The sequence below is a fragment of the Selenomonas sp. oral taxon 138 str. F0429 genome (assembly GCF_000318175.2).
In the GTDB taxonomy this organism is placed as follows: Bacteria; Bacillota; Negativicutes; order Selenomonadales; family Selenomonadaceae; genus Centipeda; species Centipeda timonae.
In genome coordinates this window covers 64,733-78,832 of record NZ_KB290925.1, presented here as the reverse complement: position 1 = coordinate 78,832, position 14,100 = coordinate 64,733, and the positions used below count along the sequence as shown (strand labels likewise).

The 14,100-nt window shown below is 60.0% G+C and carries 13 protein-coding genes; all 13 read left to right on the top strand.

The features are described 5' to 3' along the window. Positions 1 to 10 precede the first annotated feature (10 nt). The 13 genes from nusA to folP all read left to right on the top strand — a co-directional run bounded on the left by nusA (position 11) and on the right by folP (position 14,099). Entirely contained in the window at positions 11 to 1,141 is a 1,131-nt protein-coding gene (nusA, locus tag HMPREF9163_RS00410; protein ID WP_009439634.1) for a transcription termination factor NusA, read from the top strand. Continuing rightward, the gene (rnpM, locus tag HMPREF9163_RS00405; RefSeq protein ID WP_009439633.1) at positions 1,141 to 1,419 is read left to right on the top strand and encodes an RNase P modulator RnpM; all 279 of its coding nucleotides are present in this window, start codon (positions 1,141 to 1,143) and stop codon (positions 1,417 to 1,419) included. The genes nusA and rnpM overlap by 1 nt, the downstream gene beginning before the upstream one ends. Beyond that, positions 1,416 to 1,748, top strand: a complete 333-nt coding sequence (locus HMPREF9163_RS00400) for a ribosomal L7Ae/L30e/S12e/Gadd45 family protein (RefSeq protein ID WP_009439632.1) — start codon at positions 1,416 to 1,418, stop codon at positions 1,746 to 1,748. The genes rnpM and HMPREF9163_RS00400 overlap by 4 nt, the downstream gene beginning before the upstream one ends. Then, a complete protein-coding gene (gene infB, locus HMPREF9163_RS00395; RefSeq protein ID WP_009439631.1) occupies positions 1,748 to 4,360 on the top strand; it encodes a translation initiation factor IF-2 in 2,613 nt (870 codons plus the stop codon). Before HMPREF9163_RS00400 ends, infB begins: the two co-directional genes overlap by 1 nt. 88 nt (positions 4,361 to 4,448) lie before the next feature. Beyond that, positions 4,449 to 4,823: a 30S ribosome-binding factor RbfA gene (rbfA, locus tag HMPREF9163_RS00390; RefSeq protein ID WP_037345452.1), complete on the top strand. Its 375-nt coding sequence runs from the start codon at positions 4,449 to 4,451 to the stop codon at positions 4,821 to 4,823. Continuing rightward, positions 4,820 to 5,767, top strand: coding sequence for a bifunctional oligoribonuclease/PAP phosphatase NrnA (locus tag HMPREF9163_RS00385; RefSeq protein ID WP_009439629.1), 948 nt, complete (start codon positions 4,820 to 4,822; stop codon positions 5,765 to 5,767). Before rbfA ends, HMPREF9163_RS00385 begins: the two co-directional genes overlap by 4 nt. A gap of 3 nt (positions 5,768 to 5,770) precedes the next feature. Then, a complete protein-coding gene (gene truB, locus HMPREF9163_RS00380) occupies positions 5,771 to 6,646 on the top strand; it encodes a tRNA pseudouridine(55) synthase TruB (RefSeq protein ID WP_009439628.1) in 876 nt (291 codons plus the stop codon). 288 nt (positions 6,647 to 6,934) lie between these two features. After that, a complete protein-coding gene (locus HMPREF9163_RS00375; RefSeq protein WP_009439627.1) occupies positions 6,935 to 9,856 on the top strand; it encodes an insulinase family protein in 2,922 nt (973 codons plus the stop codon). Between the two features lie 67 nt (positions 9,857 to 9,923). Further along, positions 9,924 to 10,811 carry a 4-hydroxy-tetrahydrodipicolinate synthase gene (gene dapA, locus HMPREF9163_RS00370; protein WP_009439626.1) on the top strand — a complete coding sequence of 296 codons (888 nt, stop codon included), beginning with the start codon at positions 9,924 to 9,926 and terminating at the stop codon, positions 10,809 to 10,811. A gap of 66 nt (positions 10,812 to 10,877) precedes the next feature. Further along, a complete protein-coding gene (locus tag HMPREF9163_RS00365; RefSeq protein WP_009439625.1) occupies positions 10,878 to 11,657 on the top strand; it encodes a basic amino acid ABC transporter substrate-binding protein in 780 nt (259 codons plus the stop codon). 31 nt (positions 11,658 to 11,688) lie between these two features. Further along, positions 11,689 to 12,621: a homocysteine S-methyltransferase gene (gene mmuM, locus HMPREF9163_RS00360; protein WP_009439624.1), complete on the top strand. Its 933-nt coding sequence runs from the start codon at positions 11,689 to 11,691 to the stop codon at positions 12,619 to 12,621. 10 nt (positions 12,622 to 12,631) lie between these two features. Then, positions 12,632 to 13,231: a GTP cyclohydrolase I gene (gene folE, locus HMPREF9163_RS00355; RefSeq protein WP_037345448.1), complete on the top strand. Its 600-nt coding sequence runs from the start codon at positions 12,632 to 12,634 to the stop codon at positions 13,229 to 13,231. A gap of 19 nt (positions 13,232 to 13,250) precedes the next feature. Continuing rightward, positions 13,251 to 14,099: a dihydropteroate synthase gene (folP, locus tag HMPREF9163_RS00350; protein ID WP_009439622.1), complete on the top strand. Its 849-nt coding sequence runs from the start codon at positions 13,251 to 13,253 to the stop codon at positions 14,097 to 14,099. Position 14,100: the final 1 nt, after the last annotated feature.

Here is a 14,100-nt window from a genome sequence, read left to right as displayed (position 1 = left end):
GGATTGGGTTTTGGCAAGAAAAAGCACCAAGGAGACGAACGGCGGAAAGGAGTTTCTGCAGACATTGCAGGAGCTTGCGTACGAGAAGGGCATCGATGAGGAAAAGCTCTTCCAGACCATTGAGGCGGCGCTGATCTCGGCATATAAGCGCAATTTCAGCTGCTCGGATCAAAACGTTCGCATCTCTCTGTCGCGCGAGACGGGCGCATTTCACGTCTTTGCCCGCAAGACGGTTGTCGAGGAGGTTGAGAGCGACATCACGGATATCTCCCTCGAACAGGCGCGTGCCATCAATCCGGACTACGATGTCGATGATGTGGTCGAGATCGAGATGACCCCTGCGAACTTCGGACGCATTGCGGCGCAGACGGCGAAGCAGGTCGTCATGCAGCGCCTGCGTGAGGCGGAGCGCAGCAATGTCTATGACGAGTACAAGGATCGCTCAGCGGATATCGTCACGGGCATTGTGCAGCGTGTCGAGGGGCGCAACGTGTTCGTCGACATCGGGCGTGCAGAGGCGCTGCTCATGGCGACGGAGCAGCTGCCGACGGAGGAATACAACTACGGCGACACGCTACGCGCCTATATCATCGAGGTGAAGAGTACGGCGCGCGGTCCGCAGATCATGCTTTCTCGCACGCATCCGGGGCTCCTCAAGAAGCTCTTCGAGCTGCAGGTGCCTGAGATGCAGGAGGGCGTGGTCGAGATCAAGTCGATTGCACGCGAGGCGGGCAGCCGCTCGAAGGTGGCCGTCTACTCGTCTGAGGAGCGCGTCGACCCCATCGGCGCCTGTGTCGGCCCACACTATATGCGCGTACAGGCGGTGGTCGATGAACTCGCGGGGGAGAAGATCGACATTGTGAAATGGAGCGATGATCCCGCGACCTACATTGCGAACTCACTGAACCCCGCCAAGGTGATCTCGGTTGCCGTAAATGAGGCGGAGAAGGTCTCACGCGTGATTGTTCCGGACTACCAGCTCTCACTTGCCATTGGCAAGGAGGGGCAGAACGCCCGCCTCGCGGCAAAGCTGACGGGTTGGAAGATCGACATCAAGAGCGAGTCACAGGCAGCGGAGCTGATGGCGGAGGAAGCGGCGGAAGATACCGCTGTGGAGGAGCCCGCCGAAGAGGAGGCATAATGGCAGAGGCGAGACAGCCCGAGCGGCTGTGCGTCGGCTGCCGTACACTGCATCCAAAGCGTGAACTCTTGCGCATTGTAAAGAGTCCTGACGGGACGGTCGCCATTGACCCGACGGGCAAGAGCCCCGGGCGTGGTGCATATCTCTGTCCCTCGCCCGAATGCCTCCGCAAGGCGCGCAGACAGAACGGCCTATCGTGGTCGTTCAAGGGGCGGGTTGCCCCCGCCGTCTATGACGCACTCGAGGAGATTGTGCAGCACGAGGAGGATGGGACATGAACGCAGGGATAGAGCAGCGCGCGATGAACCTCCTCAGCATGGCGGCACGCGCACGGCGCATCCTATCCGGTGCGTTCGTTGTGGAAGAGGCATTGAAGCGCAAGCAGGGTACATACCTTCTGCTCGCAGTTGATGCTTCGGAGGAGACCAAGGCGAAATTTACCCGCATGGCGGCGCAGCTGAATGTGCCATCGGCGGAATTACTGACTATGCAGCAGCTCGGGCACTGTCTCGGTAAGGAGTATCGTGCGGTTGCTGTGCTGATAGATAGAGGATTTGCGGACAGGCTCAGTGCCTATTTGCAGGATATACCGACGGGGGTGGATTGATGTCAGAATCGAAATACAGAATCACCGATTTGGCAAAGGAATTCAAGACGGACAAAGATACCATTATTGATATTCTCAAGAGCAAGAACTACAAAGTAAAGAATATGTTCAGTGCAGTCGGTGAAGAGGAGCGTGCGGCGGTCAAGGCTGAGCTCGGCCGCACGGCAAAACCCGTACGCAAGGAATCCCTGCAGAGCAAATCCCCCGCTCCGAAGGCTGCCGAGCGTCCGGCAAAGAAAGAGAAGGAAAAGCGTCCTGCTGCAGCTTCTGCACGGGCAGCGGAAAAACCCGCAGCGGAGCAGAGTGCCCCACCGGCAGCTGTTGAGAAGGCGGCGCCGCAGCCACCCGCAGCCGAGGAGAAACCCGTGCTGCGCGCGCGCACGAAGACACCCGGCATTGTGATCGTGCGTCAGGCACCCTCCAAGACGCGTGCGGAGAGCTCTGACCGTCCCCGTTCGTCCGGCGGTGGATCGGGGAGACCTGGTGATCGTCCCGCACGTCCTGCGGGCGGACGCAGTGGCGCACGTCCCGGAGCACCGGCAGCGGCGATTCCGCCGCCGCCCGCGACAGAGGGGCGCAGCGACAATCGACGTCGGCGCGGCGGCGATAACAACGCCGCCGGCGGTGACCGTAGCCGCGGCGGACGCGGCGGTGCACGTCGTGACCGCGAGGAGCACACAGATCTGCGTCAGGCAGAGCGCAGCCGCGGCGGTGCGCGCAAGGGACGCAAGGGGCGTGCAGCAGCGCCCGCACCCGCAGTGAAGGCGGAGATCGCGCGTCCGAAGCACATCAAGCTGCCGGAGACCATTGCCGTCAAGGATCTCGCGTCCAAGATGAGCTATACGGCGTCTGACATCATCAAGAAGCTCATGCTCATGGGCGTCATGGCGAGCATCAATCAGGAGATCGACTATGATACGGCATCCCTCGTTGCAGCCGAGTTCGGCGTGACAACGGAGGAGCTGCCGCCGGATGTCGATCCGACGCTGATCCCGGAGATCGAGGACGATCCGAAGACACTCAAGGATCGCCCGCCGGTCGTCACCGTCATGGGTCACGTTGACCACGGCAAGACCTCGCTGCTTGATGCGATCCGCAATACCTCCGTCAGCTCGCACGAGGCGGGTGGCATCACGCAGCACATCGGCGCCTATCAGGTCGTCTGCCAAGGCAAGAAGATCGTCTTCCTCGATACGCCGGGTCATGAGGCGTTCACGGCGATGCGTGCACGCGGTGCACAGATTACGGACGTGGCGATTCTCGTCGTTGCGGCGGATGACGGGGTCATGCCGCAGACCGTCGAGGCAATCGATCACGCGAAGTCGGCGCAGGTGCCCATCATCATTGCAATCAACAAGATTGACAAGCCGGGCGCAAATCCTGACCGCGTCAAGCAGGAGCTCATGGAGTATGGGCTGGTCTCCGAGGAATACGGCGGCGACACGATCATGGTGCCCGTCTCGGCAAAGCAGCGCATCGGCATCGACGACCTGCTCGAGAACATCCTGCTCGTTGCCGAGGTCGAGGAACTGAAGGCAAACCCGAACCGCGAGGCACGCGGCGTCATCATCGAGGCAAAGCTCGACAAGGGACGCGGCTCTGTCGCAACGGTGCTCGTTCAGAGCGGCACGCTCCGCATCGGCGACTCCATCGTCGTCGGTACGGCATATGGTCACGTCCGCGCGATGATCAACGATCGCGGCGACAACGTGAAAAAGGCGGGTCCCTCCATGCCTGTAGAGATCCTCGGTCTGAACGATGTGCCGTCGGCGGGCGACATCCTCGCCGCCGTCGATGAGAAGCAGGCGCGCTCGATTGCAGAGGCACGCCTCGGCAACCAGCGCCGCGACCTCATCAAGTCGAAGAGCGTTTCGCTTGACGCGCTCTTCCAGCAGATTCAGCAGGGCGACATCAAGGATCTCAACATCGTCGTCAAGGCGGACGTGCAGGGCTCGGTCGAGGCACTCAACTCGGCGCTGCTCGGCCTCAACAAGAACGACGAAGTGCGCGTCAACATCGTCCACTCGGGCGTCGGCGCGGTCAGCGAGTCGGACATCATGCTCGCAACGGCATCGAAGGCAATCGTCATTGCATTCAACGTTCGTCCGGACGCAAATGCGCGCCGTCTCGCAGACACGGAGGATGTGGACATCCGCACCTACCGCGTCATCTACGACGCGCTGAACGATGTCAAGGACGCGATGAGCGGCATGCTCAAGCCGAAGTACAAGGAGGTCATTCAGGGACGCGTCGAGATTCGTCAGGTCATGCGCTTCTCCAAGGCGCTGGTCGCGGGCTCATACGTCCTCGAGGGCAAGATTCACAACAACTCGAAGATCCGCATCTTACGCGACAACGTCGAGCTTTTCGACGGGGAGATCGATTCCCTGCGCCGCTTCAAGGATGAGGTGAAGGAGGTCGCCGCCGGCTACGAGTGCGGTATCTCCATCGTCGATTTCCGCGATTTCCAGGAGGGCGACATCATCGAGGCATACACGATGGAGGAGATCGAGACCTCCATTGCCGAGGCGAACAAGGCGGCAGAGCAGAAGCGCGAGGCGCAGGCTGCTGCGGCTGCAGCAGCGGCAGCGGCGGAAGAAAACGCCGAGTAAATACTTGTGTGATACAGAGGTGCAGTCCATCGTCCCGCCGTGCGGGGCGGAGGGCTGTGCCCCTTTGTATAGAGAGAGGAGGCGCACCTTGGCAAAGGTTCGCGTTGAAAAACTACAGGAACTTATCAAGCAGGAAATCAGCGACATTATCTTTAATGAGCTCAAAGATCCGCGCATCGGCTTTGTGACCGTGACCTCCGTCGCGTGCACGGAGGATCTGCGCGAGGCGAAGATCTACGTCAGCGTTATGGGGGACGAGAAGAAGGCACGCGATACGCTGTATGGACTGGAGAGTTCGCTCGGCTTCGTGCGCCGTGAGATCGGGAAGCGCATCCGCCTGCGCTTCACGCCCGAGATCAGCTTTGCGCTCGACACCTCGCTGAACTACAGCGACCACATTCAGCGGTTACTGAACGAGATTCACGAGGATAAGCCCGCAGGGGAAAAGGGGGAGGACGCATGAAGATCACATTGGACGAAGCCGCAAAGATCATTGGCGATGCGCAGACCATCATCCTCACCTCGCACATTCGACCCGATGGGGACTCCATCGGCTCGACGCTTGGGCTCATGCACTATCTGAGAGCGCAGGGCAAGGACGCGCGCGTCCTGATTGACGATGACCTGCCGCGCATCTTCAAGGTGCTGCCGGGGCTTGAGATGATCGAGCGCCCTGCAGAGGGCGTGCGCTATACCGCTGATCTCCTCATCGTCTGCGATGTCGAGCTGAAGCGTACAGGAAATGTTGTTTCCTCCGTGGATGCAGTGCGCGTGCTGAACATCGACCATCATGTGACGAATGACGAGGAGGCAGAGTACCTCTATCTGAATCCGGACTACGCCGCAACCTGCGAGATCATGCACGACCTGATCGGCGCGATGGGCGGCACGTTCTCGCTCGATGTTGCGACCTGCCTCTATACGGGCATGGCGACGGATACGGGCTTCTTCCGCTTCTCGAATACGACGCCGCATACGATGCGCGCGGCGGCCGATCTCATCGAGGTGGGTGTAAAGCCGAATATCATCTCCGTTGCAATGGAGCTCAAATCCTACGATGAGGTCATGGCACAGGTGCGCGCGATCCGCAACCTCGAGATGTTCCATGACGGCATGGTTGCGGCGGTCTTCATCGACGAGGAAAAGGCGAAGGAGGTCACGACGACGGAGGGGCTGCTCGACAAGCTGCGCGTGATCGAGGGGACGCAGGTCGTCTTCTTCATGAAGTGGCTCGAGAAGGATACGTATCGCGTCAGCATGCGCTCGAAGGGTACGAATGTCTCGCGCATCGCGCAGGGATTCGGCGGCGGCGGGCACGTCCGCGCGGCGGGCTGCACGATTTACGCGCCCTTTGACGAGGCGAAGAAAAAGATCCTCGCGGCAATCGGGGAGGAGCTGAACCGTTAAGACGTGGACGGATTTATCAACGTATTAAAACCCACAGGGCTTTCGTCGCACGATGTCATCGACATTGTGCGGCGTATTTTTAAGCAGAAGCGCGTGGGGCATGCGGGCACGCTCGATCCAGCGGCGGCGGGCATCCTGCCCGTTGCACTCGGACGCGCGGCGCGCCTCGTGGAGTATATGGAGGGCGCGGACAAGTCCTATCGCGCGGAGATTGCGTTTGGATATGCGACGGATACGGGGGATGTGTACGGCGAAGTGATCGAGAGTGTCCCGCATCCGACACTGCCCACGGAGGAGGAGATGCGCGCCGTGCTTGCGCGCTTTGTCGGGGAGATCCAACAGCGTCCGCCCGCCTACTCCGCGATCAAGATCGGCGGACAGCGTGCCTACGATCTTGCGCGTCAGGGCGCAGAGGTGGAGATTGAGGCGCGCACGGTTACGATTCACCGTCTGGAACTTGTGCACGTCGATGCCGTACGTCGACGCATTCTTATCGATGTGGACTGCGCGAAGGGGACATATATCCGCTCGCTCTGCACGGATATCGGCACGGCGCTCGGACTGCCCGCGACGATGCACTTCCTCCTGCGCACGCGCGTGGGCGGCTTTGTCCTCGCTGACGCCTATACGCTCGAAGAATTAGCGGAGGTGGGGGAGCGTGCCGTGTGCGCGCCCGACACGGCACTCGATCTGCCGTGCTATGAGCTCGATCCGCAGCGCCTCAAGGCGTTCTACAGCGGCCTCTCGACCTCCGAGCGTCGTCTTCCGCTTGCAGAGGGATTCTACCGCGTCTATGCAGAAGGGGCCTTCCTCGGCATTGGGCGATATGATGCGGCGGCGCAGGAGATGTACCCCGCAAAGGCATTCCCTCCGGTGTGAATAGTTCGGGGGCGTGTCCCTCGCGAACGCTTAGTTACGCAAGTGATCGCGTGCTCGTTCGCCTAAATACCTGCGGACTTCTTAAACGCGCTTCGCTTGAACGAAAGAAATCCGCAGGGGGCGAGTCGCCCGCTTTACTCACTTGCTTCACTAGGGTTCGCTTAGGGACATCGCCCCACTTACAAGAGCAAATATGTTCGGACTGTTGCTATGGCGGCAGTCCTTTTGTTTTGAGAAATTCATTCTCTATGCTATAATGGCAGGAATGACAGAAGGAGGAACACATACATGAAGATAGATGACGTAATACACGGCTTTCGCCTCGTTCGCTTGGAGGAAATCGCAGAGGCAGAAGGGCGTGCGCATACATTTGTGCACGAGAAGACGCGCGCGCGGCTCTTCTTCCTTGAGACGGCGGACGACAACAAGGTCTTTTCGATCAGCTTCCGCACGCCGCCCGTCGATGATACGGGCGTGGCGCATATCGTCGAGCACTCCGTGCTCTGCGGCTCGCGCAAATATCCGCTGAAGGAACCGTTTGTGGAGCTTGTGAAGGGCTCGCTCAACACCTTCCTCAACGCGATGACCTTCCCCGACAAGACGATGTACCCCGTTGCGAGCCGCAATGCCCGCGACTTCCAGAACCTCATGGACGTGTACCTCGATGCGGTCTTCTATCCCTCAATGCGCACGAATCCGCAGGTGCTCATGCAGGAGGGCTGGCATTACGAGCTGGATGATGCGGACGCTCCTCTGCGTTACAGCGGTGTGGTCTATAACGAGATGAAGGGCGCGCTCTCCGCGCCCGATGATCTCCTCGGCAGCCGCATCATGGCGGCGCTCTATCCCGATACAACGTATGGCTGCGAGTCGGGCGGCGACCCCGATGCGATCCCCGGCCTCACGCAGGAGATGTTCCTCGACTTCCATGCGCGCTATTATCATCCCTCGAACAGCTATATCTACCTCTATGGTGACCTCGATATCGAGGAAAAGCTCGCCTATCTCGACAGTGCGTATCTCTCGCATTTCGAGCGGATTCCCGTACCCTCGCGCATCGACCGTCAGCAGCCGTTTGCAGGGCAGGTCACAGCAGAGCATTTCTATCCCATTGGGACTGAGGAGTCGCTCGAGGAGAACAGCTTCCTTTCGCTGAACTGGGTGATTGGTGACACGAGCGACCGCAAGCGCGTCATGGCGCTGCAGATTCTCGATCACGCACTCCTTAGGATGCAGGGCGCGCCGCTGCGCCAGGCGCTCATCGACGCGGGGCTTGGGCGCGATGTCGACTCGAACTACGAGAGCGACGTATTGCAGCCGTTCTTCAGCATCGTTGTGAGCAAATCGGAGACGGCGCGCGCCGATGAATTCGTGTGGATCGTCAAGGAGACGCTGACAAAACTCGCAGACGGCGGGCTGGATCATACGCTCGTACAGGCGTCGCTGAATACGCTCGAGTTCCGTCTGCGCGAGTCGGACTTTGGCTCCTCGCCGAAGGGGCTCATCTACGGAATCCGCATGATGAAGACGTGGCTCTACGACGGCACGCCCGAAGACTATCTGCGCTATGAGGACGTGCTCAAAGAGCTCAAGGAAGGGCTTGCGGACGGCTATTTCGAGCAGGTGATTTGGGAGTCCTTCCTCGAGAATCCGCATGAGGCGCTCGTGACGCTCGCCCCGAGCCGCACGCTCGGTGCGGAGCGCGAGGCGGCGCAGGAGAAGATTCTCGCGGAGAAAAAGGCCGCAATGTCTGCGGACGAGATTGCGGCTGTCATGGACTCCTGCGCGGCACTGCGGGCGGCACAGGAGGAGCCGGACACGGAGGAGGCACTTGCCTCGATTCCGATCCTCGCGCGCTCGGACATCCGTGCGGATGCGGAGCGTCTGCCGCTCGATGTGCGCGACTGCGCGGGGACGAAGGTGCTGTTCTCCGATCTTGAGACGAACGGCATTGTCTATTTGAATTTCTACTTCCCAATGGCGGCGGTTGCGCAGGAGGATCTGTCCTATGCCTATCTCCTCGCGGAGATGTTCGGTGCAGTTGATACCGCGCGGCACAGCTACGCTGAGCTCGCCATGCTCCGCAGCCTCTATACGGGTGGTATTGGGGCGGACATTGTCGCCTATACGCGCGCGGGTGAGCCGGACTCCCTCGCACCGCGCTTCAAGCTGCGCGCAAAGGTGCTGAAGGAAAATCTGCCGCGCCTCTTCGACCTGCTTGGGGAGATCATGACGGAGAGCGATTTCTCGGGTGCAAAGCGCGTCCGCGAGATCGCGGACGAGGAAAAGACGGGTATGGAGCTCTCGCTCCAGCGTGCGGCGAATCAGGTTGTTGCCGCGCGCATTGCGGGATATCTGACCCCCTCGGGCTGCTACACCGAGGTCGGTGGTCTGCCGTTCCACGATTTCCTGCGCGCATTCAAGGACGATTTCGCAGCACGCCACGCGGAGATGCAGGCGGCATTTGCACGGATTCTCCCACAGATTTTCAATCGCAGCGACCTTATGGTGAGCATCACGGCACCTGCGGCGGACTATGAGACGGTCGCGGCGGGGCTTGCGGATTTCCAAGCGAAACTTTCTACCGAGATATTCCCCACGGCTCCGTACACATGGGAGATCGCTGCGCGCAATGAGGGGTTGATGACGCAGAGCCGCGTGCAGTATGTGGCGAAGGGCGCGAATTTCATTAAGCTCGGCTACAGCTATACGGGCGTCCTGCGCGTGCTCGAGACGCTGCTGCGCTATGATTATTTCTGGACGCGCATCCGCGTGCAGGGCGGCGCGTATGGGGCGATGACGCAGTTCAACCGCAACGGCTTTATGGTATTCGCCTCCTACCGCGACCCGAATCTTGCGGAGACATTCGCCGTACTTGATGAGACGCCGGACTATGTGCGCACATTCGATGTGTCCGACCGTGAGATGGACAAGTTCATCATTGGCACGATGAGCAATGTAGATGCACCGCTGACATCGCAGATGAAGGGCGATATGGCGGCGACGTTCCACCTGCGCGGCATCACGTGGGAGGATCGCCAGCGTGCGCGTGAGGAGATTCTCACGGCACGGCAGGAGGATGTGCGTGCGCTTGCAGATATGATCGAGGCGGCGATGCGCGCGGATGTGCGCTGCGTGCTCGGCGGAGAGGAGAAGATCCGTGCGAATGAGGCGCTCTTCGGCGAGATTCGCCCTGCGTTGCGAACCTAAAATTTTTTGACTTTTCACGCCGCGCGTGGGATAATAGCAGAAGACGAATTTGAAGGGGGAACCTGCCATGAAAAAGATAATTTTCCGTGGAGCGGGCGTTGCCATCATTACGCCGTTTACGGAAACAGGCGTGAACTATCCCGAACTCGGGCGCATCATTGAGGATCAGATTGCGGGCGGAACGGATGCCATCATCATCACGGGTACGACGGGCGAGTCTGCAACGATGACGGATGCGGAGCACCGTGAGGCGATTCGCTATACGGTGGAGCAGGTGAAGGGGCGCATTCCCGTCGTGGCGGGCACGGGCTCGAATGAAACTGCCTACGCCGTCGAACTCTCGCAGTATGCGGAGCAGGTCGGGGCGGATGCGCTGCTTCTTGTGACCCCATACTACAATAAGTGTACGCAGAACGGACTCATTGCCCACTATACGAAGATTGCGGACAGCGTGAACATCCCTGCGATTCTCTACAATGTGCCCTCGCGCACAGGTGTGAATATCAAGACGGAGACATACGCCGCCCTCGCAAAGCATCCGCGCATCGTCGCGGTCAAGGAGGCGAGCGGAGATCTCTCGGCGATCCTGCGTCTGCGTGCGGCGGTTGGCGACGAGCTCGCGGTCTACTCGGGCAACGACGATCAGATTCTGCCCATCCTCTCGCTCGGCGGTCTGGGGGTGATCTCCGTTCTGTCGAATGTTGCACCGCGTGCGACGCATGACATCTGTCAGCACTATTTCGACGGTGATACGGCAGAGGCGGCACGCCTTCAGATCGCATACTCTGATCTCATCGATGCGCTCTTCTGCGAGGTCAATCCGATCCCCGTCAAGACGGCAATGCGCCGCCTGGGCTACGATGCGGGCTCCCTGCGCATGCCACTCTCGGAGATGGATCCGGCGAATGCGGCGAAGCTCGACGCAGCATTGCGGGCACATGGTCTGCTGAAATAAAATATTTGACATAGACCCTCATTTCATGTAAGATATGCAAAACATATGAAATGAGGGTGATTTAGTATGAATTTGAAAACATATCTTTTGGGTGCCGTGCTTCTCGGCGCTTCCGCGCTGGGACTTACAGGCTGCGGCGGCTCTGATGCAGCAGGCACGCAGAATGTGTGGCGTGTCGGTACGGATGCAAGCTATGCGCCGTTCGGTTTTCAGGACGAGAAGTCGTATGAGTATGTCGGCTTTGACATCGACATCATCCGCGCGATTGCAGAGGCACAGGGGCATGAGGTCACGATCAAGAATCTCAATTTTGACGGGCTGATTCCTGCACTGCAGACGGGCGATCTCGACATCGCCATCTCCGACATGACGATCAACGAGGATCGTGCAAGGACGGTGGACTTCACGGACTCGTACTATCGGGCGGGGCTGAGCATGGTCGTGCGCGCGGATGAAACGCGCATCAACAGCTTTGACGATCTGAAGGGGCTGCGCGTCGGTGTGACGATTGGATCGACGGGCGCGGAGGTGGCGCGCGGGATTCCAAACGCCGATCTGCATGAGTTCAGCACGATCTCGGATGCCTTCCTCGATCTCTACAACGGAGGGGTCGATGCGGTCGTGAACGATACGCCCGTCGATGAGTACTATGTTGAGAACAAGGGCAAGGGCATCGCGAAGGTTGTGCCCGCGCAGATCAATCAGGAGGATTTGGGCATCGCTGTCAAAAAAGGAAATGCGGAGCTGCTTGGACAGCTGAATGCGGGACTGCGCACAATCAAGGAGAACGGCAAATATGCCGAGATCTACCGCAAGTGGTTTGGGAAGGAGCCGCCGACGGAGTGAAGTGGGGGGCATTGCGTGAGGAGACAGGAGATTGAATGTAATTGAGGAGCGCCTTGCGGCGCAGGATGTGATCGTGCTGGACGGCGCGTTTGCAACGGAGCTTGAGGCACGCGGCTTTTCCGTGAATGATGTACTGTGGTCGGCAAAGGCGCTCTTTGAGCGTCCCGACCTTGTGCGCGATGTTCATCTCGACTATCTGCGTGCGGGTGCCAATGTGGTGACGAGTGCGAGCTATCAGGCTACTGTTGCAGGTTTTATGAAGCGGGGGTTCTCCGAGGCGGAGGCTGTAGCGCTCCTGCAGAAGTCCGTGCATCTGGCGCAGGAAGCGCGCGATCTCTATCTCGCCGAGCACGGCACGCATGAACCTGCGCCGCTCGTTGCGGCGTCGGTCGGTCCCTTCGGGGCATATCTCGCGGACGGCTCGGAGTATCGCGGCGACTATGATGTTGACGAGGATGCGCTTACGGAATTTCATGCGGGGCGCCTCCGAGTCCTCGCTGCGGCACAGCCCGACCTGCTCGCCTGTGAGACACTGCCGTGTCTGATCGAGGCGCGTGCTCTCGTGCGTGCCCTGCGTGAGGAGAAGATTCGCATCCCCGCATGGTTCTCGTTCTCCTGTCGAGACGCGGCACATATCAGCGACGGGACGGAGATCGCGGAATGTGCGCGCTACCTGGACGGCGTACCGGAGGCTGCGGCGATTGGACTGAACTGCACGGCACCGCAGTATGTGGAAGAGCTGATTCGGACGATCCATCAGGAAACAGCGAAACCCGTCGTCGTCTATCCAAACTCCGGTGAAAGCTACGATGCCTCGGATAAGACATGGCACGGCGCAGCGGAGGACTTCGGCGCACTTGCGCGCCGCTGGCGCAGTGCAGGGGCGCGACTCATCGGCGGCTGCTGCAGAACATCGCCGCGCGAGATTGCGGAGATTTCCACATGGGCAAAGAATGCAGAGTGAGGTGAGGAAGATGGAGAAGGGGCGTCCAACGGTCGACCTTCCGCGTGCGGAGCGCGCCATGCACGAATTCCTCACGGCTGTCGGCGTCGATCTTACGGCGCAGGGGATGGAGGAGACACCTGCGCGCTCAGCGCAGCTCTACGCAGAGCTCTTTGCAGGGCTGCATGAGGAGGTCGGGGAACTCTGGGCGGATGTGATGACGGAGGAGATGGATGGTCTCATTGCCGTGCGTACGATTCCGTTTCACTCCATCTGTGAACATCATCTGCTTCCGTTCTTTGGGACGGCACATATTGTCTATCGCCCGCACGCAGGACGCGTGGCGGGCTTTGGCGTTTTCACGCGCCTTGTTGACCGCATGGCGCGCCGTCCCCAAATTCAGGAGCGGCTGACTTCGGATATTGCAGATGAAATCGAGCGCGGACTCGGCGCGGAGGGCGTGCTTGTGGTTGTCGATGCACAGCAGCTCTGCATGACGATGCGCGGTGCACGTGCGCACGGGACACGGACGACAACCTCCGCGTGCCGGGGGGGATTCCGTGCAGATAAGGTGATGGCGATGCAGGCTTGGCAGATGCTTGGTATTGCACATGATACGGAGTCTTGCTGATGGGGCATAGGAGAGTGGAATGACGGCAGAGAGAATTTATCGCTTTCGTGACGGGAAAAAGCTGCGGCTTGGCGCTCGGACGCTCGTCATGGGGATTCTGAACGTGACGCCGGACTCGTTTTCGGACGGCGGAAAGTGGAATCGGAGGGATGATGCCCTGCGTCATATGGAGGAGATGGTGCGGGACGGCGCGGACATCATCGACATCGGTGCGGAGTCGAGCCGCCCGGGCTTCGTTCCGATGAGTGCGGCGGAGGAAATCGAGCGGCTTCTTCCATTTCTCGAAGCCGTTCTACCGGAGTGCCCCGTGCCTGTCTCTGTGGACACGTTCAAGGCGGAGACGGCGCGTGTGGCGCTTCATGCGGGGGCGCATCTGCTGAACGATATCTGGGGGCTGCAGTATGCGGAGGAGCCGAGCGCGATGGCGCAGGTAGCGGCAGAGGCGGATGTGCCCGTTGTCGTCATGCACAATCAGAACGGGACGGCGTATGATGGGGATGTGATTGCCGCAATGCGCGGCTTTTTCCTGCGTTCATTTGAGATTGCGGATGTGGAGGGGCTTTCTCGTGAGAATATCATCCTCGATCCCGGCATTGGCTTCGGCAAGACGGCGGCGCAGAATATGCACGTTATGCGGCGGATGGATGAGCTCATCTCGTACGATGGCGTCGATTATCCCGTCCTCCTTGGGGCAAGCCGCAAGAGTTTCATCGGAGCGGCGCTCGATCTGCCTGTGGAGGAGCGCATGGAAGCGACGGGGGCGGCGTGCGTCCTCGGCATCATGCGCGGTGCGTCCATTGTGCGTGTGCACGATGTGAAGCCGATTGCACGCATGTGTCGGATGACGGACGCAATACTAGGAGCTTGAT

Coding starts and splice junctions, on each gene's coding strand:
- rnpM (WP_009439633.1), top strand. CDS start 1,141: ATGGCAGAGGCGAGACAGCCCGAGCGGCTGTGCGTCGGCTGCCGTACA.
- HMPREF9163_RS00400 (WP_009439632.1), top strand. CDS start 1,416: ATGAACGCAGGGATAGAGCAGCGCGCGATGAACCTCCTCAGCATGGCG.
- infB (WP_009439631.1), top strand. CDS start 1,748: ATGTCAGAATCGAAATACAGAATCACCGATTTGGCAAAGGAATTCAAG.
- HMPREF9163_RS00385 (WP_009439629.1), top strand. CDS start 4,820: ATGAAGATCACATTGGACGAAGCCGCAAAGATCATTGGCGATGCGCAG.
- HMPREF9163_RS00375 (WP_009439627.1), top strand. CDS start 6,935: ATGAAGATAGATGACGTAATACACGGCTTTCGCCTCGTTCGCTTGGAG.
- dapA (WP_009439626.1), top strand. CDS start 9,924: ATGAAAAAGATAATTTTCCGTGGAGCGGGCGTTGCCATCATTACGCCG.
- HMPREF9163_RS00365 (WP_009439625.1), top strand. CDS start 10,878: ATGAATTTGAAAACATATCTTTTGGGTGCCGTGCTTCTCGGCGCTTCC.
- folE (WP_037345448.1), top strand. CDS start 12,632: ATGGAGAAGGGGCGTCCAACGGTCGACCTTCCGCGTGCGGAGCGCGCC.
- folP (WP_009439622.1), top strand. CDS start 13,251: ATGACGGCAGAGAGAATTTATCGCTTTCGTGACGGGAAAAAGCTGCGG.